Raw genomic sequence first — 21,644 nt, 5'->3', positions numbered from 1 at the left:
CCAGAGGAGTTCATGGGATGTACCATTACGCGATATTAGCGAATCCGGGTCATAACCGAATTTACTTTGATAGCGCAATGACCATTGCCTGTTCTGAGCTAAAAGCAATTTTAGCTTCACAAGGCGTGGATGTGACAGAAATTGGTAGTAAAGACGTTCGCTTACCTGCTGCGTTGGTGTTTTCTTGTCAGGAAGCGCTAACCGATGAGCAGGCGCGAAGAATCGCAGCCTCTTCGATTTACTATGCGCTATTTGAAGTGCGCGAAGATGGTTTACTTCGACCAGTTCAAGCGCCCGTATTTAACACTTTCCCGGAAAGTATGAGCCAGATTTTGCGCTACACCGGGAAAACAAACGAGCAGTTTACCCGTTTGATGGTGAATATCGGCATTAGTGCGTCCAATACGGGAAGTGAACAACTGACCTTAATGGATCCAATGTGTGGTAAAGGTACAACCTTATTTGAAGGCTTGATCCACGGTTTGAACGTGGTAGGGGTTGAGATCAACGCCAAGTGGGTGCAAGAGATCCAGACCTTTATTGTTAAGTTCATGAAGAATGGCCGCTTTAAGCACAAAGTGAGCAAAGAAAAGCGCACTGCGGGTGGCAAGAAAGTGGCGGATGGTTTCGTGGTTGAAGCTGCAGCAAATAAAGAAGATTACAACCAAGGCAATCTTCAGTTTATGAAGCTGTATTCGGCTGATACTCGTATCGCTGATCAAGTCGTGAAAAAGAACTCAGTTGATGTGATGGTGTCTGATCTGCCTTATGGCGTGCAGCACGGCAGCAAAAATGCCAAGGACAGCAAACTGAACCGTAGTCCATTAGAGCTTTTAAAAGAGGCTCTGCCTGCATGGAAAGTGGTATTGAAAAAGCAAGGTTCAGTGGTGTTGTCTTTCAATGAATTCACATTGAAATGGAAAGATGTCGCGGCATTATTTGAAGAGCAAGGTTGGAAGGTACTTTCAGAAGAGCCTTACATCGGTTATCTTCACCGTGTTGATCAATCTATCAACCGCAATATTATTGTGGCAGTAAAACCATAATCGACTTGAGTCGAACGAACCCTATGGAAAAGCCAACGACACGTTGGCTTTTTTTACCTCTGAGCTCAACGAGTTCTCTTGTAAATAGAAGGTAGAGAATGAAACCGACAGTGGAAATTTTGACAGATATTTTGGCGGAAGTACGCCCTTTAATCGGCCAAGGTAAAGTGGCTGATTATATTCCTGCTCTGGCAAAAGTACCCAGCAACAAGTTAGGTATTGCGGTATACACCAACGAAGGTGAGGTTATTAAGGCGGGTGATGCCGATGAACCTTTCTCTATCCAATCTATTTCAAAAGCATTGAGCTTGACGTTAGCGATGTGCTTGTACAAGCAAGAAGAAATTTGGTCTCGAGTGGGAAAAGAGCCTTCGGGGCAGGCATTTAATTCGCTAATCCAGCTAGAAATGGAGCAAGGTATTCCTCGTAATCCATTTATAAATGCTGGAGCGATAGTAGTGGCGGATTTGTTACAAACTCGCTTATCTGCGCCTCGTCAGCGCCTGTTGGAGTTTGTGCGTCAGCTTTCTGGTGATACCCATATTGTGTATGACAAAGTCGTTGCGGCATCCGAAATGATGCATGGTGATCGTAATGCGGCGATTGCATATCTCATGCGTTCGTTTGGCAACTTCGAAAATGAAGTGATTCCAGTACTACAAAACTACTTCCACGCTTGTGCGCTGAAGATGAGTTGCGTCGATTTGGCTAAAACGTTTAGCTATTTAGCAAACAAGGGCACATCGGTACAAACGGGTAAGCCTGTAGTTTCTCCTGTGCAAACCAAACAACTTAATGCACTGTTAGCAACGTGTGGCTTGTATGATGGCGCGGGCGAGTTTGCTTATCGCGTTGGAATGCCTGGTAAGTCTGGTGTTGGTGGTGGCATTATCGCGGTAGTACCTGGTGAAATGACCATTTCAGTATGGTCTCCAGAGCTTGATCCTTCAGGTAACTCGCTTGCGGGTACTAAGGCGCTTGAGCTGCTCTCAGAGCGAATTGGCCGTTCAATTTTCTAATGTGGAAATGTGTCAACCTTATTTAGGACGGCACAGTTTCTAAATAAAAAGCCTCTCAATTGAGAGGCTTTTTTTGTTTTGGGGTTGCGTTAGTCTTCGCTTTCTTCGGCCATAAAGGCTTCGAGCAAATCATTAAGGAAGAGCTTCCCTTTTTCAGTAATTTGCCAGTGGGTAGGCGTTTCATTCAGGTAGCCCATTTCTATCGCCCAGTCGATGGTTTCTTGAATCGTACTGAGCGGTAAGCTCGTGGTGTCCACATAATCTTGCTTCGGACAGGCTTCGATTAAGCGGAATCGGTTCATAAAGAACTCGAATGGACGATCTTCATCCGCGACGACATGTTCTGTATGCAGATAAGGTTTGACCATATTTTGATAAGCCGCTAAATAGCCTCGCGGGTGTTTTACCTTTGTCGTTCGAATAATACGTCCGTCGGTAAAACTGAGTTTGCCATGAGAGCCACAACCGATACCAAGGTAATCACCAAAGCGCCAGTAGTTGAGGTTGTGCTGACACTGATAGCCCGGCTTGCTGTAACCGGAGATTTCATATTGCACATAACCCGCGGCTGCAAGTTTTTGGTGTCCGAGCTCGAAAATATCCCACAAGTCATCATCGTCAGGTAGCGTTGGTGGCTTGTAGTAGAACATGGTGTTTGGTTCGATGGTCAGCTGATACCAAGACAAGTGCGGCGGTGCCAACTCAATCGCTTTGTCCAAATCTGCCAAGGATTGTTCGATGCTTTGATCAGGTAAGCCGTGCATGAGATCGAGGTTAAAACTGTTCAAACCGATTTGGTGCGCCAGCTTAGCAGCATTGACGGCTTCGTCTTGGCCGTGAATGCGCCCCAAACGCTCAAGCTTTTGTTGCTCAAAGCTTTGCACGCCGATAGAGATACGCGTTACACCAGCTTTGCGGTAGCCAACAAAACGCTCTGCTTCGATGGTGCCTGGATTCGCTTCCATGGTGATTTCGATTTCAGGCTTGAACGGAATACGCGCTTCAATGCCCTTAAGTAGACGCTCGATGCCTTCTGCCGAAATCAAACTCGGCGTACCACCACCAATGAAGATTGAATGCAGTGGACGTGGCGCTTCGTTAAGTCGGTATTTCTCAATGTCGGTATCCAAATCTTCTAAAAGGGCACTGATGTACTCTTCTTCTGGAATCTCGGTTTTGAGCGCGTGAGAGTTAAAGTCGCAATACGGGCACTTTTGCACACACCACGGGATGTGTACATACAAGCTGAGTGCTGGGGGCGTTAACATGGTCTAATTCGCTCGTGATTACTGAGACACTTGCTCAGACAGTTGAGCAAACAACGACTTGAGCGCTTTACCGCGGTGAGACAGTTGTTTTTTACGTGCAGGTTCAAGTTCGGCTGACGCACAGTTATCTTCAGGAACAAAGAAGATTGGGTCGTAGCCAAAGCCATTTTCACCGTGTGCTTCAGTTAGAATTCGGCCTTCCCATTTACCGTGACAGACGATAGGCGTTGGGTCGTTCTCGTGACGCATGAGGACTAATACGCAGTGGAAACGTGCTGTACGCTCTGCTTCTGGTACGCCTTCCATTGCCGCTAGCAATTTTTCTAGATTCTCTTGATCAGATGCGCTCTCGCCTGCGTAACGTGCAGAGTAAATGCCCGGAGCGCCTTTTAAGAAATCGACTTCTAATCCAGAGTCGTCTGCAATGGCAGGAAGCCCTGTTTCTTGTGCGGCATGGCGAGCTTTAATGATTGCGTTTTCAATGAAAGTTGTACCCGTTTCAGCTACTTCCGATACATTGAATTCACTTTGCGCTAATACTTCAAAGCCGAAGTCAGACAATAAATCTGCCATTTCACGAACTTTGCCTTGGTTACCAGTTGCTAGCACAATTTTTTTCATGGGAATCTCTTTTAATAGTGATAGAGGAGAACAAATCGTTCTCCTCTAGATATTCTTTAACTAATAAGTGGTTTTTAGCCTGCTTAGATCCAAAAGCTTTTGGAACATCACAACCCAATTACTCTTCAACATAAAACTTCTGGGTGAATTTAAGCTTACCTGAGCCTTTGTTTCCAGCTTTTACGTCAATATCGAAAGTAAAAGTTTCTTCGTGGGTAATTGGTAGTTCGGCTAAATAGTATATCGCATTGCCTTCTTTGACTTCACGAAAGGTCAAGGTCTGAGTTTGGCCGATAAGGTTCTTCGCGCGTCCAGCAATTTTTGCTTCTAATGCTGGCTTACCCAATGAAGCTCTATCTAACACGCTAATATTAACCACAGCGAGGTATCCATTACGTTTGATATCGTAGCTACGTGCGACTTTGGGTGTTAGGAATGTTGAGTTAAACGCGACATAGTGTACTTCGATATCTTTCATATTTTTAAACTGATCGGCGAAGCTTGGTAACGACAACAGGCTAATCAGTAATGCGGTAATCCATTTGCTCATTGTTACTTCCTCAAAGCACTTGTTATAAAACAACCATAGCTGCAATTTTACCTTGGTCAGGGGGTAAAAAATGCGTACTCAGTCGTTGGTATTAGTAAGTGTGGTACAAAATCGTAAATAAAAAGCCATCATATGATGGCTTTAATTTCTGTCGGTATCTGGGTAGGCGATTCTATCCGAATTTGTTTGTGCCGTCCTAATTCACCTTTTTCTATGTGAACCAAGCCCTTAGCGATTTTAAACTGCTTGGCTAAGAACTTAGTTAGGTGTGCATTAGCTTTGCCATCGACAGGTGGAGCAGTAATGGCGATTTTTAGCTCTTCACCATGCAAGCCAACGATTTTATCGCGGCTAGCTTTAGGTTGAATATAGAGCTTCAGGATGATGTCCTCACCATCTTGCCAAACTGCAGCTGACATTATAGCTGGAACCAAATTGGACCAATGATATCGCCCATTAAGAAGTTCGCGAACTGCAAGCCGATAAATAACACCAGTACGCTTAAATCAAGACCACCAATAGCCGGAAGAATACGACGGATTGGAGCGCACATTGGCTCGGTCAGTTGATGGAATACGTACTCGATAGGGCTGCGGCCTTGGCTTACCCAGCTCAAAATTGCACGGATCAATAGTACCCAGAACAATAGGCCACCTGCGGCTTTGATTAATGATAATAAGCCCAAGAATAAGAAGTCAGCGCTGAAAGAGACGGAACCGTTCGAAGCTATTAGGATAAGCACGACAAATTTAAGCACACACAACACGTAGGCAAACAACACGGTTGCTAGGTCAATATTCCCCACGGAAGGGATAACGCGGCGCAATGGACCAATGACCGGCTGAGTCGCTTTTACTATGAATTGCGAGAATGGGTTGTAGAAGTCTGCGCGCGCAGCTTGTAACCAAATTCGCAAAATTACGACCATGATGTACAGGTCAAATAGGGTTGAGATGAGAAAACTCATTGAATTCATAAGGTACCCTTAACAAGTGATGGATGATACTAAACGGAGTTCATCCAAATAATTAAAACAGTTTTTCCATTTCTTCCGCGCGAGCCACAGCAGCTTGCATGGCTTTAGCGACAATATCTGAAAGTTGATGTTCGTTGAATGTACGCAGTGCTTCTGCCGTTGTCCCACCTTTCGAAGTTACGTTCTCACGCAGGGTTGATAGCTCAGTTTCTGGGTTGCTAACTACCATACTGGCCGCGCCCAGTGCCGCTTGCTGAACCAATAGTCGAGCGGTCTCTTTATCAAAGCCTTGCGCAATCGCTTCTGCTTGCATCGCTTCCATAAACAGGAAGAAGTATGCTGGAGCACTGCCCGCAGCCGCAATCACATTATTGATGCCAGACTCTTGCTCAACCCAGCATACTTTACCGACCGCTTCCATTAACTCTGCGGCAAAAGCTTTGTCGTGCTCGGTTACATGAATTGGTGCGAATAACCCACTCATACCCAACCCAAGTTGTGATGGCGTATTTGGCATAACACGAACCAAGTTCAATTTGGTGGCTAGCATATCATCCAATCGAGAACAGTTGATGCCTGCGGCAATAGAAATCACCAGTTTATTAGTGAAATCGATCGATTGCAGTGGTTTACAGACATCAGCCATCATTTGCGGTTTCACAGACAATACCACCACATCCGCCTCGGTCGCAGCTTGGATGTTATCGCTGGTGGTACGGATGCCAAAATCTTGTTCTAGCAGAAGGCGGCGAGCCTCTGAAGGAGCCGTCGCGGTAATGTTTTGCGCTGGGTATCCGTTAGCAACCAAGCCTGAAACAATGGCTCTCACCATGTTGCCAGCACCAATGAAGGCGATTTTTTTATGTTCCATTTGTCTGATTTCCATCATGATATTTAGAATTTGTTGTGCGCTCAGGTGTATAATGGCGCCGCTGTTACTTACTGCTCCTATTGGCGAGTAAGATGATTGCGCATTTACGCTCTAACGATTGACGACATAACTTATGTCGCGAGTGAGCGTTTTGTTGATTTAGCTGTAGTCTCGTGCGCCGAAAATAGCGGTTCCAATACGAACCATTGTACTACCAGCTTCGATTGCAGCGGTCATATCACCACTCATTCCCATTGATAATGTATCGATTTCTGGGAACTGTGCTTCGAGTGTTTGCTTCAACGTAGCCAACTTCTGAAATTCACGGAGTTGTGATTCGTAGTCAGACACGTTGGCAGGAATCGACATCAACCCTCTTAAAGTGAGGTTAGGTAGGCGAGAAATCAACTCCGCCAGCTCGAATACTTCCGCTTCAGTGACACCAGACTTAGATGCCTCACCACTGGTGTTAACCTGAATCAGAACTTGTAGCGGTTTAAGTTCGCTTGGCCGCTGATCATTCAGGCGTTGAGCTATCTTGGTTCGATCGATGGTGTGAACCCAATCGAAATGTTCAGCAACAAGTCGCGATTTATTGGATTGAATCGGGCCAATGAAGTGCCATTCGATTCGATTATCTGGATAATGCTCGGCAAAGTGCTGAACTTTACTGACGCCCTCTTGAACGTAGTTTTCACCAAAGGCGGTTTGTCCCGCTTGGTAGGCTTCGAGAATTGCCTCGACAGGTTTAGTTTTGCTTACCGCTAGAAGTTGCACTGACTCTGGAGTTCGACCACATTTTTGCTCGTCATATCGAATTTGAGAGGTGATATGTTCAATATTTTGTTGAATACTACTCATAGCTGTACTTTAGACTTAAGGATTTTAAATGGATATCACTGAGTTACTGGATTTTAGTGTAAAACATAATGCCTCGGATCTACATCTTTCTGCAGGTGTCCCACCAATGGTTCGTATTGATGGGGATGTGAGAAAACTAGGCATTCCAGCGTTTACACACCAAGAAGTGCATCGTTTGGTTTTCGAAATCATGAACGATGCCCAACGCAGTGAGTTCGAAGAAAAACTCGAAGTCGATTTCTCTTTTGAGTTGCATAACGTTGGCCGTTTCCGTGTCAACGCTTTCAACCAATCTCGCGGTTGTGCGGCAGTATTTCGTACCATTCCAAGTAGCATTCCAACTCTGGAAGAGCTAGAAGCGCCAGAGATCTTCAAAAAAATTGCGAACGCTGAAAAAGGCTTAGTTCTGGTCACTGGCCCAACAGGTTCAGGTAAATCGACGACCTTAGCAGCCATTGTTGACTACATTAACCGTAATCACAACAAGCACGTACTCACAATTGAAGATCCGATTGAATTTGTTCACAACAACAATAAATGTTTGATCAACCAGCGTGAAGTTCACCGTGACACCCATAGTTTCCAAAACGCACTGCGCAGCGCATTGCGCGAAGACCCAGACGTTATTCTGGTTGGTGAGATGCGTGACAAAGAAACCATCAGCCTTGCCTTAACGGCGGCAGAAACGGGTCACTTAGTTTTCGGGACGTTGCACACCAGCTCGGCGGCAAAAACCATTGACCGTATTATCGATGTGTTTCCTGGTAGTGATAAAGATATGGTTCGCTCGATGCTATCTGAGTCCCTTCGTTCGGTTATCGCGCAAAAGCTTCTGAAGCGTAATGGTGGTGGCCGTATTGCATGCCATGAAATTATGATGGCAACGCCTGCGATTCGTAACTTGATCCGCGAAGACAAAGTCGCGCAGATGTATTCGATCATTCAAACAGGTGCGGCTCACGGCATGCAAACCATGGAGCAAAATGCTCGTCAGTTAATGGCGCAAGGCATGGTTGCTCGTGAAGAGGTCGATAGTAAGATCGGATTAGAAGTGCAGCAATTCTCGTAACGTTCATACAGATAATGGTGAATACGGAAGATGGATCTAGATAAATTTCTCGAAGGCATGCTGGCGCTGAAAGCGTCGGATCTTTACATCACGGTTGGAGCGCCAATTCTATTTCGTGTGGATGGCGAATTGCGTCCGCAAGGGGAAAAACTCACCGAGAGTGATGTGGCTGCATTACTCGATAGCGCTATGGAACCAGATCGGCGTCAGGAATTTCGTAAAAGTCGCGAGTCGAATTTTGCCATTGTGAGAGATTGTGGTCGCTTCCGTGTGAGTGCCTTTTTTCAACGCGAGTTACCAGGCGCAGTGATTCGTCGTATTGAAACTAATATTCCTACTTTTGAGCAGTTAAAGTTACCGTTAGTGTTGCAAGATTTGGCGATAGCTAAGCGTGGTTTGGTGCTGGTGGTCGGTGCTACTGGATCGGGTAAATCGACCACCATGGCGGCGATGACAGGCTATCGAAACAGCAATAAAACCGGGCACATTTTGACGGTCGAAGATCCGATCGAATTCGTGCATGAACACAAGCGCTGTATCGTGACTCAACGCGAAGTTGGGTTAGATACGGAAAGCTATGAAGTTGCGCTTAAAAACTCGCTGCGCCAAGCACCAGATATGATTTTGATTGGTGAGATCCGTAGCCGTGAAACAATGGAATACGCGATGACCTTCGCCGAAACGGGTCACCTGTGTATGGCAACGTTGCACGCCAATAATGCCAACCAAGCTTTAGAGCGCATTCTTCACTTGGTACCGAAAGATCAAAAAGAACAATTCTTGTTCGATTTGTCGATGAACCTAAAAGGCGTGGTTGGTCAGCAGTTGATCCGAGATAAAAATGGGCAGGGACGTCATGGTGTATTTGAGATCTTGCTAAATAGCCCACGTGTGTCGGATTTGATTCGTCGCGGAGATTTACATGAGTTGAAGTCAACCATGGCTCGCTCAAATGAGTTTGGTATGCTGACGTTCGATCAATCTCTCTATAAGTTAGTGATGCAAGGTAAGATCAGCGAAGAGGATGCACTACATAGTGCCGACTCGGCAAATGATCTGCGCTTGATGTTGAAAACGCAGCGTGGTGAAGCATTCTCTACGGGCAGTTTAGCGAACGTTAAGATCGATATGGATTAATCCAATCCAGAAACAAAAAAGGTTGGCAGGAGCCAACCTTTTTTCATTGTGCTTGAAGTGTTTACTCATCCCAAAGGGCTTCAAACCAGCTTTCTAGAATCACCACTGCTGACTGGCAGTCAACATTACCTTTCGATAGGGCTTTATAGCCGCCCATGCTGAACAACTCCGCACGAGCTTCTGCAGTAGATAAACGCTCATCATGCAGTTCAACAGGCAATCCGTATCGGCCTTGCAGACGCTTAGCAAATTTTCGTGCACGAGGGGTTATGGCCTCAAGGTCTTTACCATGCAGATCGGTCGGTAAACCGACCACTAGCAAATCTGGTTGCCACTCTTTGATTTGCTTTTCGATATCGTCCCAGTTTGGAATACCGTCATTGGCTTTAAAGGCTTTTAATGGGGAAGCTGTACCAGTAATTTCTTGGCCAATAGCGCTACCAATGCTTTTGGTTCCAAAGTCAAAAGCCATAATTGTGCGTGACATAAGGTGTCTCTATCTAATGTAACTGTATATTTGGACTAAGCATGTCCAGAGTCTGCTGAAAGGTGACTTGGGTCGATGCCCAGCTTTTCGACCGCTTTCTTCCAACGCTCGTTGATTGGTGTATTAAAGATAATTTCAGGCGTCGCTTCAATGGTGAGCCAAGAGTTTTCGACCAGCTCACTTTCTAATTGGCCTGCACTCCAACCGGAGTAGCCAAGTGCCACTAAGTAATCACTTGGTTCTGCTTCTGTTCCTAACACCGACAGAATATCACGCGAAGTGGTTACCGCGAGGTCATCGGTCATTTGGACGCTGGACTCGTAGTAATCTTTGGGTTTATGCAAAATAAAGCCACGATCTTCCGAGATTGGGCCGCCATTGTAAACTGGTCTATCTAGACTGGCTTCAAATAGGCGCGGGTGTACTGGCTGAACTTCCACCTGCTTGAGCATGTTGCCGACGGTGATATCAACAGGAGCATTGATCATCAGCCCCATAGCGCCGTCTTCGTTGTGCTCACAAACGTAGATCACGCTGTTTTGAAAGTACGGATCTTTCATCCCAGGCATGGCAACCAAAAAGTGATTTGTGAGATTCATACTCATATTGACCCTTAACTCTCGTAAATGCCCTTAAGCTAACATCATACAATTTACATCTAGGTATGTGCATGAGTTTGCTTAAGTTAATGTACTACGCTCTCTATTAACTGTAATACAGTTTGAGTTATTCGCCTTTTACTCGACGCTCAATCGCATCCATCAGCTTGCCTGTGATTGAGATATCAAAAGCTGCTTCAATTTCGCGAATACAGGTTGGGCTGGTGACGTTGATTTCTGTTAGCTTGTCGCCAATTACGTCAAGGCCAACAAAGATAAGGCCTTTTTCTTTCAGTGTCGGAGCAACGGTTTGCGCAATTTTGAGGTCGGTTTCGCTTAGCGGACGAGCTTCACCAGTACCACCAGCGGCTAGGTTGCCGCGCGTTTCGCCTTTAGCAGGAATGCGTGCTAGACAGTAAGGCATAGGTTCGCCATCTACCACTAGGATACGTTTGTCACCGTTGCTGATGTCTGGCACGAAGGTTTGTGCCATTGCGTAGTTTTGACCGTGGTTAGTCAATGTCTCGATGATCACAGAGACGTTTGGATCGTTTTCTTTCACACGGAAGATGGACGCGCCACCCATACCATCAAGCGGTTTCAGGATGACATCACCATGTTTTTCACGAAATTCTTTAATTTTTTCTGCTTTTCGCGTCACGATCGTTGTAGGTGTCAGCTCTGGGAACCATGCTGTAAACAGCTTTTCGTTACAATCACGTAAGCTTTGAGGCTTGTTAACGATCAGTGCACCTTGTTCTTCTGCACGCTCAAGGATGTAAGTCGCGTAGATGTATTCAGTATCAAACGGAGGATCTTTACGCATTAGCACAGCGTCTAGCTCAGACAGTTCAATAGTTTGCTCTGATTTGAACTCGTACCAACCGTTTGGATCTTCTTTTAGTTCCACCACTTTAGTATCTGCAATGGCAACGCCTTGATCGAGATGCAGATCATTCATTTCCATGTAGTGGATTTCATAGCCGCGTCGTTGCGCTTCAAGCATCATGGCAAAGCTAGAGTCTTTTTTGATGTTAATGGACGAGATTGGGTCCATTACGATACCGAGTTTGATCATTATTTTTCTCCGTTTAACCAAGATCGCCGAAACGAACTTGTAAGGCTGTAATTGCTGTCAGAGCCGCTGTTTCGGTACGCAGAACGCGAGGGCCGAGTAGCGTTTCTTCAAATTGGTATTCTCGAGTCATCTCGATTTCTTCAGACGATAAACCGCCTTCAGGACCGATCAGTAGGCGCACTTTTTCAACCGGGGTTGGCAAAGTGTTGATTGAGTATTTAGCACGAGGGTGAAGGTTAAGCTTTAAACCATCGTACTCTTCTTTACACCACTCTTCCAAGCTCATAATTGGACGAATTTCGGGCACGACATTACGCCCACATTGCTCACAGGCACTGATGGCGATTTTCTGCCATTGCGCGAGTTTTTTCTCAAAACGCTTTTGGTCAAGCTTGACGCCACAACGTTCAGAAATCAGAGGAGTGATGGTATTGACGCCAAGTTCAACAGACTTTTGGATGGTGAACTCCATCTTATCGCCACGTGAAATGACTTGACCAAGGTGCAGATCTAAAGGGGATTCAATACTGTTTTCTACGCGCTCGGTGATGTTAACCAAAACTGATTTCTTGCTGACTTCACTGATAACCGCTGGGAACTCTGCGCCACTGCCGTCAAAAAGGAGAACGTCTTGGCCTTCTTTCATGCGCAAAACACGACCGATATGGCCTGCTGCGTCGTCACTTAAAGCAAGTGAGCCAAGTTGATGAATGGTTTCTGGATGATAAATTCGAGGGGTACGCATGAGATTTCCAGCAAGAGAATAAACTTAAACCCTAACATGGATGCTTTGCACCGAAAAAACAAGGGGCAGAAGCGTTTCAATATCAGTAATTGAAACGCTTCGAGGTCGGAGGTTACAGTGCGCGGCAGGCTTCTTGAACAAATGGGTTGTTATTGCCCTGTACTTTTGCAATGCGCTCGTCACGCTCACATTCCCATTTATCGACAGGATAGGTTTTGTTCCAAGCACTCATTAATTGCGTTTGCTGCTTCGACAGTTTGAAACCGTACTCTTTGCTCATGTATAGATAGGTACGAGCAATTGAGCCACGCGCACGGTCTGGTGGCATGACTTTACGCTGCTTAAAGTTCACTTGCATCTCACAGCGACCATAACTCACGTCATCCATACCGTTCCATTGGCTGAAGTTGTAGTTCGAACGGTCACCGTTTACTTCACCAATAGCAGGAGTTAGGTTGTGCAAGTCTGCTTCCATCAAACGAAAAGTTTTGTCTTTTTTCTTACAGTTTTTACGTCCGCCATCTTGCCAGCATTGACGCTGGTGGCCAAATTGCCACGCAGGAACCACATGCTCCCATTCGATTCGTGCAGCCCGTTTTTCTTGTTTACGGACTTGGTAACCGCAAGAGGCTAAATCGGGTAAGCCTTTCTTGCCTTGCCATTGAATGTTACAGCCACAGTAGAAGCTTGTTGGGTGGTCTTGATAAATTTTGACCGCCTCACGTTTGGCTGCAGAGAATGAGCTCGGTGGCGCGGCAATCGCAGTGCTAGAAAGCGCGATAAGCAACAGAGAGAGTAAGTATTTCATGATAAAAGTCTTTATAAAGTATGACTTTATTCATGATAACACGCATAAAATAGCTTTAGTGATGAGTAAGTTAACAATAATTGGCGAAGGGAAGGTTTTGATCAACTCGATCTTTATTTTGGGAACGCAAGTAACACTATGAGGTAAGGGCTACGATAATTGAATGCCGGTGAAGTTAAGTGGTTGGCGGCATTTTTGACAAGAGTACGTCGCCTCTTTGCGCAGCACTTTATTATGACGGCGAATCGATAGAGGGTAGGTCATACAACCACAACGATACTCAAAGGTTTTACCTTGAACGGATTTTACTTCAAAGCTGTGAGTGGTTTTGGCTGGTACGTTAAACACGGCTTCCATGACGCCTTTCCATTCTTTACCGTGAGGCCTAACTCGCCCGTAAACCTGATAAGTAATCAGGTGTGCTACTTCATGAGGAATGACTTCATCTAAGAATGCTTGGGTGTTTTCGCGAAATAAAACAGGGTTTAGGCGTACTTGATTTAATTGAAGGTAGGCTTTTCCTGCCGCTTTCCCACGGACGTCGAAGGTGATTGTTGGAATCGGGAAAGAACGTTTGAAAGCTTGTTCTGCCATCGCGATACAGCCCGCCATCACTTGCTTGGCTTTATAGCTGAGTTCTATATCCACAATTCACCTCGATAAATCAAATAAAAAAGCCCCCGCATTTGCGAGGGCCTGATCATAGCATCAGTTAATTATGGTGTGTGTTTTTTCTTGATGGTGGCATGGTAAGCGTGCCATGTACCGTAGCCTAGAATTGGCATGGTAAACAACATTCCGATCCCGTAGGTCGCAAAGCCGATAAGAATACCGCCACAGATGATCGCTGCCCAAACAATCATTGCTGGAATGTTGGATTTCACGGCATTAAAGCTGGTAAATACAGCGGTCATCATGTCTACGCGACGCTCCATCATGAGCGGAATAGAAAAGGCTGAAATGCTAAACACCACACAAGCCAAAACAAAGCCAACTAAAGAGCCGATGACAAGGAAGGGTAGGAACTCACTTAAAGGTGCCCCTTGAACAGAAGGGTAGAGCGCATGAAGTAGAGCGGCAATGCGCATCCAAAATATCATACACACTGCGAGTAACACGGCGAACGCCCATTGAGATGTTGAGTTACGACCGATCGCTTTCATTGAATGGAACAAGCTTGCTTTGTGTCCGCGCTCTCTCTCCCAACTGGCATCATACAAGCCGAGCGCGAGAAACGGACCGATTAACATGTAAACAATCAAACTGGGCATGACGACCAAGTGTGTGCCTTGCCACTGTACGAGCAAAACAATGCCTATGGCTGCTGCCATAAAACAGATGCCATAGAAAGCACTAATAAGCGGCATTCGCACGAAATCATGCAGACCTAATGCGAGCCAATGAAAAGGTGCAGAAAGATTGACCGTATTGCACGGTATGGTTCTGGCGTATTCGTTGTCTGGCACTTCCTTTCGCTTGTTGTGGAAGTCCGATGGATTAACAGTTCGAGGCATAACTCCTCCTTGATTTATTCCCACATTATCCGCTTATACCAACTGACAGCGGTTTTTGTTCAGTCAAACTTGAAGCGACTTTTTCAAGTTTACATCTGAGCATTGGCTTAGTTTGGTATCGGCCATAAAGATGCCTGACTCATGTCTTTACTTAAGTGTGCTTCCACAGTCGCCAGCATCCGACGTCTCTATTTAAATTGGAGTTAACAATATTTTAACTATTGGCGGAGATGGGATAATTTACAAATAATTGCTTAAAATTTATTCGGTATAAAAAATGAGGGAGAAACAGGACTGCTTTGTGGGTCAGGGCGGTATGAGCCGAAATGGCTGGATAAAAGTTGCTGAAAATAAAAAGCCCCCGCCATAGGCGAGGGCTTGATTGATTCTTGCTTGGCTTGATTATTTGATGCCAGCGAAATCGCGTAGAAGTGCAGCTTTGTCTGTCGCTTCCCACGGGAATTCTTCACGACCGAAGTGACCGTATGCCGCTGTCTTCTTGTAGATAGGTTGAAGAAGGTTAAGCATTTCTTGTAGACCGTATGGACGTAGGTCGAAGAATTGACGAACCGCTTCAATGATGATGTCGTGAGGTACTTTCTCAGTACCGAACGTTTCCACCATGATAGACGTTGGATCAGCAACACCGATTGCGTAAGAAAGTTGGATCTCACAACGGTCAGCCATGCCTGCCGCTACGATGTTTTTCGCTACGTAGCGTGCTGCGTATGCTGCACTACGGTCAACTTTTGATGGATCTTTACCAGAAAACGCACCGCCACCGTGACGAGCTGCGCCGCCGTAGGTATCTACGATGATCTTACGACCAGTTAGACCACAGTCACCCATAGGACCACCGATTACGAAGCGACCGGTTGGATTAATGAAGAAGTTTGTTTCTTTGTTGATCCACTCAGAAGGTAGCACTGGCTTAATGATCTCTTCCATTACCGCTTCACGCAGGTCTGAAGTTGAGATTGAATCACAGTGTTGAGTTGAAAGAACAACCGCGTCGATACCAACGATGTTACCTTGATCGTATTGGAATGTTACCTGAGATTTTGCATCAGGACGCAACCAAGGTAGTGTGCCGTTTTTACGAACTTCTGCTTGCTTTTGAACAAGACGGTGAGAGTAAGTAATTGGCGCTGGCATTAGTACTTCAGTTTCGTTACAAGCGTAACCAAACATGATGCCTTGGTCGCCTGCACCTTGTTCTTTAGGGTCAGCTTTATCAACACCTTGGTTGATATCTGGCGACTGTTTACCGATTGTGTTTAGTACCGCACAAGAATCTGCGTCAAAGCCCATATCTGAATGTACGTAGCCGATTTCACGAACGGTTTCACGAGTTAACTCTTCGATGTCTACCCATGCTGAAGTCGTGATTTCACCACCCACCATTACCATACCGGTTTTAACGTAAGTCTCACATGCAACACGAGCCTTTGGATCTTGCTCTAGAATCGCGTCAAGAACCGCATCAGAAATCTGGTCTGCAATTTTATCTGGATGACCTTCTGATACTGACTCAGAAGTAAACAGGTGCTTAGCCATGTTAGCTCCACTATATCTGGTTTAAAACTGGGGAATGATAAACTCTCCAGCGCAAATTAATACTAATTTTTGTAGGTGTATCTACATCTAGACGTCTATTCTAAATTTGATTGCTCGAATTACAAGCTCTTTTTTGGTTTTTGTTATAACCAAACGTTTGCCTGATTTATTGATAATTTTAAGAACTTCGAACGATTTGGCGCGAAAGGTGCAATATTTGTGAGGTTTTGGACTGGAAAACGTTTGCACACCCAACAGGGCTTTGAGAGAATTATGACCTACTTTTCGTTTCGCTTAATGTACTCAGGAGCAGACATGTCGTCTCGTAAACATCTTGCCAATGCAATTCGTGCTCTAAGCATGGATGGTGTTCAACAAGCTAACTCAGGCCACCCAGGCGCACCAATGGGTATGGCTGATATCGCTGAAGTTCTTTGGCGCTCTCACCTAAACCATAACCCTTCAAACCCAGAGTGGGCCGACCGCGATCGCTTTGTGCTGTCAAACGGTCATGGGTCAATGCTTATTTACTCTCTACTGCACTTAAGCGGTTACGAGCTATCTATTGACGATCTGAAAAACTTCCGTCAATTGCACTCAAAAACCCCAGGTCACCCAGAGTACGGCTACGCGCCTGGTATCGAGACAACAACGGGTCCTCTAGGTCAAGGCATCACTAACGCTGTTGGTATGGCGATCGCAGAGAAAGCACTAGCGGCACAGTTCAACAAAGAAGGTCACGATATCGTTGACCACTTTACGTATGTGTTCATGGGTGACGGCTGTCTAATGGAAGGCATCTCGCATGAAGCATGCTCTCTTGCTGGGACGTTAGGTCTAGGCAAACTGATCGCGTTCTGGGATGACAACGGCATTTCTATCGACGGTCATGTTGAAGGCTGGTTCTCTGACGATACACCTAAGCGTTTTGAAGCGTACGGCTGGCATGTAATCCCAGCAGTCGATGGTCACGACTCAGACGCGATCAACGCAGCAATTGAAGCAGCAAAAGCGGACCCACGTCCTACGCTTATCTGTACCAAAACAATTATCGGTTTCGGTTCTCCTAACAAGTCTGGCTCACACGACTGTCACGGTGCACCACTAGGTCACGATGAAATCCAAGCGGCTCGCGAATACCTAGGTTGGGAGTACGGCCCATTTGAGATCCCGGCAGATGTTTACGCTGAGTGGGATGCAAAAGAAGCGGGCGCCGCGAAAGAAGCAGCTTGGAATGAAAAATTCGAAGCATACGCTGCAGCTTACCCTGCTGAAGCGGCAGAGCTTAAACGTCGTCTAAACGGCGAACTTCCTGCACAGTGGGAAGAAAAAGCGAACCAAATCATTGCTGATCTTCAAGCAAACCCAGCGAACATTGCATCACGTAAAGCATCGCAAAATGCACTAGAAGCGTTTGGTCAAATGCTTCCTGAGTTTATGGGTGGTTCTGCTGACCTAGCGCCTTCTAACCTGACCATGTGGTCTGGTTCTAAGTCTCTAGAAACGGAGGACTTCTCTGGCAACTACATCCACTACGGTGTACGCGAATTCGGTATGACTGCTATCATCAACGGTATCGCATTGCACGGTGGTTTCGTTCCTTACGGCGCAACATTCCTAATGTTCATGGAATACGCTCGTAACGCAATGCGTATGGCTGCGCTGATGAAAATTCAGAACATCCAAGTTTACACGCATGATTCGATCGGTCTTGGCGAAGATGGCCCAACTCACCAACCTGTTGAGCAAATGGCGTCTCTACGTGTGACTCCAAACATGAGCACATGGCGCCCATGTGACCAAGTTGAGTCTGCAGTTGCATGGAAACTAGCGATTGAACGTAAAGACGCACCAACTGCACTTATCTTCTCTCGTCAAAACCTAGCGCAACAAGAGCGTACTGCTGAACAAGTCGCAGACATCGCGAAAGGTGCTTACATCCTGAAAGATAGCGAAGGTAAGCCTGAGCTAATCCTTATCGCGACAGGTTCTGAGGTTGAGCTTGCAGTGAAAGCCGCTGAGCAACTAACTTCAGAAGGCAAGAAAGTACGCGTTGTTTCAATGCCATCTACAGACGCATTCGACAAACAAGACGCCGCTTACCGTGAATCTGTACTGCCATCAGACGTAACGGCACGTATCGCTATCGAAGCGGGCATTGCTGATTTCTGGTACAAGTACGTTGGCTTTGACGGTCGCATCATCGGTATGACAACATTCGGTGAATCTGCACCTGCTGGTCAGCTATTCGAGATGTTTGGCTTCACGACTGAAAACGTAGTGAACACAGCAAAAGAATTGCTAGCGTAATTGCAGGACCGTCTAAACAGTCGAACGTAAACGACGATTGTTAAACGCTAAAGTTAGAAAGGCCATCATTATGATGGCCTTTTTATTTTTGTCAGGTTTTCCAACCTTGTGGAATGCTTTGGTGAATGCAGTCTAAAAGTACGGATAAGCGCAGTGGTGGTCGTCCTGCTGGTGTATAGCAGTTAATGGAAATAGGCTCAGAAAGCCAACCTTCTAAGCAAGGTGTGATTCGCCCTGGGTGATGTTTCTCATAGCCGCATGCTGTCCAAGTCGGCAGCAGTCCAATACCATGACCATTCGCGATACTGTCTATTTGCATTGCTATGTTGTCGCTGTATAAGCGACTAACAAAGGGCTCTAAAAAGAACTCACCGTGTTGAGGGTGTGCTAGCATCAATCCATTTTCTTGCACTGAACCAAAATCGATCCATGGATGTGCTTCAAGTTCTTTGGGGTGCGGTATAGGCCCATGTTGTTTTAGATAATTTGGAGAGGCAAAAGGCGTATAGCGAAATACCCCCAGCACTTCTTTTCGCCAGTCTAGCTCTTTACGTTCACCGAGCCAGATGAACAAATCTGGGTCATGGTGCGCTTCAGAAAAGTCACTGGTAAGCTGAACTCTAACATCGGGATTATCAGCAAGAAAACGATTGAGTACGCCGCCGAGCCAGCTTCTAACTAAGGCGGTGTGACAAACAATATGCAGTGGCCCTGAAACTTGGTTCGTTAAACCTTGGAGTGCATCATAACTCTCTTCACTTAACTCAAGAATCTGGCGGCTGTAGTGGGCAAAGATTTCTCCAGCTCTTGTCAGAACTAATCGATTACCTTGTCTGGCGGTTAGAGCCTGACCGAAGTCTTCTTCTAATTGTGCCAAGCGACGACTTAGCGTTGATTTTGGCTGATTAAGGGCTTTAGCAGCGGCTGTCAAACTTTTATGCTGATTGAGCGCATCAAAGGCTCTAATTGATGCTAAGTCGTGCATATTTCTTTTACTCCTTACTGCGTTATGTACGAGTTCCATAAATGGAAAGAACCGTTCCATAACTCTCACTATGCATCTCATTCTATTTGTGAATAATTCACTTTCGAAAATAATAATCATTATCAATTATGGAGATGTAGATGTCTACTCTTAGACTGCCAGTTATTACCGCAACTGGTATTTTAGCCTTCGTCAGTGTCCCTCATGTTTTTGCCAATGATGCAGTTTCTAAAATGGAAACAGTGGTTGTAACTGCATCAAGCTACGAGCAATCTCAAGCGGACGCGCCTGCAAGTATTAGTGTGATTTCACGTGAGGAGTTGGACTCCCGTTATTACCGCGATGTGACTGATGCACTAAAAAGTGTGCCAGGTGTTGTCGTGACAGGTGGTGGTGATACTACCGACATTAGTATCCGTGGTATGGGTTCTAAATACACTTTGATACTGGTCGATGGTAAACGTCAAAGCACGCGTGAAACTCGTCCAAATAGTGACGGCCCAGGTATCGAACAAGGTTGGTTACCTCCTCTTCAAGCGATTGAGCGAATCGAAGTTATTCGCGGCCCAATGTCGACGCTTTACGGTTCTGATGCGATTGGTGGTGTGATTAACGTCATCACACGAAAAGATGCGTTAGAGTGGACGGGTAATGTTCAACTGGGCACGGTACTACAAGAGAATAGCCGCTCAGGTGGAGAGCAGAGCGCGAACTTTTTCGTTAATGGTCCGTTGGCTGAAAATTTATCTCTCCAAGTATATGGTCAGTACACAACCAGAGAAGAAGATGACATCGAATACGGTTATGAAGATAAAGATATGCAGAGTATCTCTTCAAAACTGACTTACCAGATTAATGAGCGCCACTCGGTACAATTAGAAGGTGGCACGTCGGCACAAAGTCGTCGTGGCAATGTGGGCCTTTCAGTGCCGACCACTGGGTGTCGTGGAGGGTGTGAAGATTCACTGAATGAATATCGTCGTAATTACGTAACGGTAAGCCACAACGGTGATTGGGATTCGATTGGCATTTCAGATACTTACTTACAGCGAGAAGAGAGCGAGAACAAATCTCGTGAGATGACGATCACCAACACCACGTTCAAATCGAGCTTGGTGACTGGTATCGGAAACCATACGTTGACGACGGGTGTGGACGCCACTCATGCAGAGCTTGAGGATTTCACCTCCAACAAAGCGTCATCGAAGACTGAAACATCGAATACGCAGTGGGCTGTTTTCATTGAAGATGAATGGAGAATAGCTGATCCGTTTAGCGTTACGCTTGGCGGCCGTCTAGATCATGACGAAAACTATGGCGCGCATTTTAGTCCGCGTGTTTACGGTGTATGGCGAGTTGATCCGTCTTGGACGGTGAAAGGCGGTGTGGCAACAGGTTTCCGTTCTCCACAATTACGTGAAATTACTCCTGGCTGGGCGCAAGTCAGTGGTGGCGGTAATATCTACGGTAACCCAGATCTTGACCCTGAAACGTCGCTAAACAAAGAAATCAGCGTCTTGTATCAAGGTGATTCTGGCTTAGATGTCTCTTTGACAGCGTTCCATAACGAATTCAAAGACAAGATCACACGTGTTGTTTGTCCAGACACTATCTGTACTGATGGTCCAAACCAATGGGGCGCAGATCCAACGTACCGTATTAACGTGGATGAAGCCGTCACACAAGGTATTGAAGCGACCTTAGCATCGCCGTTAACGGAAACCATTTACCTTAGCTCGAGCTACACATTTACCGACTCAGAGCAAAAAACAGGTGAATACAAAGGCATGCCGCTGCAGCAGTTACCAAAGCATCTGTTTAATGTGGATGTGACTTGGCAAACGACAACAGATCTAGAGAGCTGGGCGAAAGTCACGTACCGAGGTAAAGAAATGGATCCGGTTACTGGCCCATCAAGAAACAGTATTGTAGAACCAGCTTATACCTTTGTGGACGCCGGTGTGACATACCAGTTAACCGACAATACTCGTATTAAAGGCGCTATCTATAACTTGCTAGACGAGGAAATCAGTTACGAAGAATACGGATATATTGAAGATGGTCGTCGCTACTGGTTAGGTTTAGACGTCGCATTTTAATTATCTATCGTTGTAATAAGGTCGAGCATAGTCTCGACCTTTTT

General features: G+C 45.8%; 22 protein-coding genes. 6 read left to right on the top strand and 16 right to left on the bottom strand.

What is annotated here, in order from left to right; all coding sequences use genetic code 11:
- Positions 1-17 precede the first annotated feature (17 nt).
- Entirely contained in the window at positions 18-1,046 is a 1,029-nt protein-coding gene (locus tag R7O13_RS17280; RefSeq protein ID WP_318304323.1) for a DNA methylase, read from the top strand.
- Positions 1,047-1,144: 98 nt separating this feature from the next.
- Positions 1,145-2,065: a glutaminase B gene (gene glsB / locus R7O13_RS17275; RefSeq protein WP_005381007.1), complete on the top strand. Its 921-nt coding sequence runs from the start codon at positions 1,145-1,147 to the stop codon at positions 2,063-2,065.
- 89 nt (positions 2,066-2,154) lie between these two features.
- Here the strand turns inward: glsB and hemW are convergent, their stop codons facing one another.
- From hemW to R7O13_RS17240, 7 genes are all read right to left on the bottom strand, one after another.
- Positions 2,155-3,333, bottom strand: a complete 1,179-nt coding sequence (hemW, locus tag R7O13_RS17270; RefSeq protein WP_285385466.1) for a radical SAM family heme chaperone HemW — start codon at positions 3,331-3,333, stop codon at positions 2,155-2,157.
- 18 nt (positions 3,334-3,351) lie between these two features.
- Positions 3,352-3,954 (bottom strand): XTP/dITP diphosphatase, encoded by a 603-nt coding sequence (locus tag R7O13_RS17265; RefSeq protein ID WP_005381009.1) that lies wholly within the window; start codon positions 3,952-3,954, stop codon positions 3,352-3,354.
- A 118-nt stretch (positions 3,955-4,072) separates the two neighbouring features.
- Positions 4,073-4,504, bottom strand: a complete 432-nt coding sequence (locus R7O13_RS17260; RefSeq protein WP_005381010.1) for a DUF4426 domain-containing protein — start codon at positions 4,502-4,504, stop codon at positions 4,073-4,075.
- A gap of 128 nt (positions 4,505-4,632) precedes the next feature.
- Complete coding sequence (gene yggU, locus R7O13_RS17255; RefSeq protein WP_005381011.1) at positions 4,633-4,923, bottom strand: DUF167 family protein YggU; 291 nt, start codon at positions 4,921-4,923, stop codon at positions 4,633-4,635.
- Positions 4,923-5,480 (bottom strand): YggT family protein, encoded by a 558-nt coding sequence (locus R7O13_RS17250; protein ID WP_005381012.1) that lies wholly within the window; start codon positions 5,478-5,480, stop codon positions 4,923-4,925. Before R7O13_RS17250 ends, yggU begins: the two co-directional genes overlap by 1 nt.
- A gap of 52 nt (positions 5,481-5,532) precedes the next feature.
- Entirely contained in the window at positions 5,533-6,351 is an 819-nt protein-coding gene (gene proC, locus R7O13_RS17245; RefSeq protein WP_054579062.1) for a pyrroline-5-carboxylate reductase, read from the bottom strand.
- Positions 6,352-6,510: 159 nt separating this feature from the next.
- Entirely contained in the window at positions 6,511-7,212 is a 702-nt protein-coding gene (locus tag R7O13_RS17240) for a YggS family pyridoxal phosphate-dependent enzyme (protein ID WP_005384521.1), read from the bottom strand.
- Positions 7,213-7,240: 28 nt separating this feature from the next.
- Between R7O13_RS17240 and R7O13_RS17235 the strand changes: the two genes are divergently transcribed.
- Positions 7,241-8,281: a type IV pilus twitching motility protein PilT gene (locus R7O13_RS17235; protein ID WP_005381015.1), complete on the top strand. Its 1,041-nt coding sequence runs from the start codon at positions 7,241-7,243 to the stop codon at positions 8,279-8,281.
- A 30-nt stretch (positions 8,282-8,311) separates the two neighbouring features.
- Positions 8,312-9,418 (top strand): PilT/PilU family type 4a pilus ATPase, encoded by a 1,107-nt coding sequence (locus tag R7O13_RS17230; RefSeq protein WP_005381016.1) that lies wholly within the window; start codon positions 8,312-8,314, stop codon positions 9,416-9,418.
- 61 nt (positions 9,419-9,479) lie between these two features.
- Here R7O13_RS17230 and ruvX read toward each other — a convergent pair whose 3' ends face one another.
- The 8 genes from ruvX to metK all read right to left on the bottom strand — a co-directional run bounded on the left by ruvX (position 9,480) and on the right by metK (position 16,206).
- Positions 9,480-9,905: a Holliday junction resolvase RuvX gene (gene ruvX / locus R7O13_RS17225; RefSeq protein ID WP_213912217.1), complete on the bottom strand. Its 426-nt coding sequence runs from the start codon at positions 9,903-9,905 to the stop codon at positions 9,480-9,482.
- Between the two features lie 35 nt (positions 9,906-9,940).
- Positions 9,941-10,504 (bottom strand): YqgE/AlgH family protein, encoded by a 564-nt coding sequence (locus R7O13_RS17220; RefSeq protein ID WP_005381020.1) that lies wholly within the window; start codon positions 10,502-10,504, stop codon positions 9,941-9,943.
- A gap of 127 nt (positions 10,505-10,631) precedes the next feature.
- Positions 10,632-11,582: a glutathione synthase gene (gene gshB / locus R7O13_RS17215; RefSeq protein WP_005381021.1), complete on the bottom strand. Its 951-nt coding sequence runs from the start codon at positions 11,580-11,582 to the stop codon at positions 10,632-10,634.
- Positions 11,583-11,595: 13 nt separating this feature from the next.
- Positions 11,596-12,327 carry a 16S rRNA (uracil(1498)-N(3))-methyltransferase gene (gene rsmE / locus R7O13_RS17210; RefSeq protein WP_025768830.1) on the bottom strand — a complete coding sequence of 244 codons (732 nt, stop codon included), beginning with the start codon at positions 12,325-12,327 and terminating at the stop codon, positions 11,596-11,598.
- Positions 12,328-12,439: 112 nt separating this feature from the next.
- On the bottom strand, positions 12,440-13,135 hold the full coding sequence (gene endA, locus R7O13_RS17205; RefSeq protein WP_262641396.1) for a deoxyribonuclease I: 696 nt from the start codon (positions 13,133-13,135) through the stop codon (positions 12,440-12,442).
- A gap of 150 nt (positions 13,136-13,285) precedes the next feature.
- Complete coding sequence (locus tag R7O13_RS17200; protein ID WP_005381025.1) at positions 13,286-13,783, bottom strand: SprT family zinc-dependent metalloprotease; 498 nt, start codon at positions 13,781-13,783, stop codon at positions 13,286-13,288.
- A gap of 68 nt (positions 13,784-13,851) precedes the next feature.
- Positions 13,852-14,649: a DUF2189 domain-containing protein gene (locus R7O13_RS17195; RefSeq protein WP_005381026.1), complete on the bottom strand. Its 798-nt coding sequence runs from the start codon at positions 14,647-14,649 to the stop codon at positions 13,852-13,854.
- Positions 14,650-15,051: 402 nt separating this feature from the next.
- Positions 15,052-16,206 carry a methionine adenosyltransferase gene (gene metK / locus R7O13_RS17190; RefSeq protein ID WP_005384541.1) on the bottom strand — a complete coding sequence of 385 codons (1,155 nt, stop codon included), beginning with the start codon at positions 16,204-16,206 and terminating at the stop codon, positions 15,052-15,054.
- Between the two features lie 315 nt (positions 16,207-16,521).
- Between metK and tkt the strand changes: the two genes are divergently transcribed.
- A complete protein-coding gene (gene tkt, locus R7O13_RS17185; RefSeq protein ID WP_005381028.1) occupies positions 16,522-18,516 on the top strand; it encodes a transketolase in 1,995 nt (664 codons plus the stop codon).
- 91 nt (positions 18,517-18,607) lie between these two features.
- Here the strand turns inward: tkt and R7O13_RS17180 are convergent, their stop codons facing one another.
- Positions 18,608-19,501, bottom strand: a complete 894-nt coding sequence (locus R7O13_RS17180; RefSeq protein WP_017633561.1) for a LysR family transcriptional regulator — start codon at positions 19,499-19,501, stop codon at positions 18,608-18,610.
- A 140-nt stretch (positions 19,502-19,641) separates the two neighbouring features.
- Here R7O13_RS17180 and R7O13_RS17175 point away from each other — a divergent pair, with 140 nt between their 5' ends.
- Positions 19,642-21,600, top strand: a complete 1,959-nt coding sequence (locus tag R7O13_RS17175; protein WP_005380999.1) for a ligand-gated channel protein — start codon at positions 19,642-19,644, stop codon at positions 21,598-21,600.
- Positions 21,601-21,644: the final 44 nt, after the last annotated feature.

The sequence above is a fragment of the Vibrio sp. Y176 genome, assembly GCF_033438945.1.
This window is presented reverse-complemented; position numbering and strand designations above follow the sequence as displayed.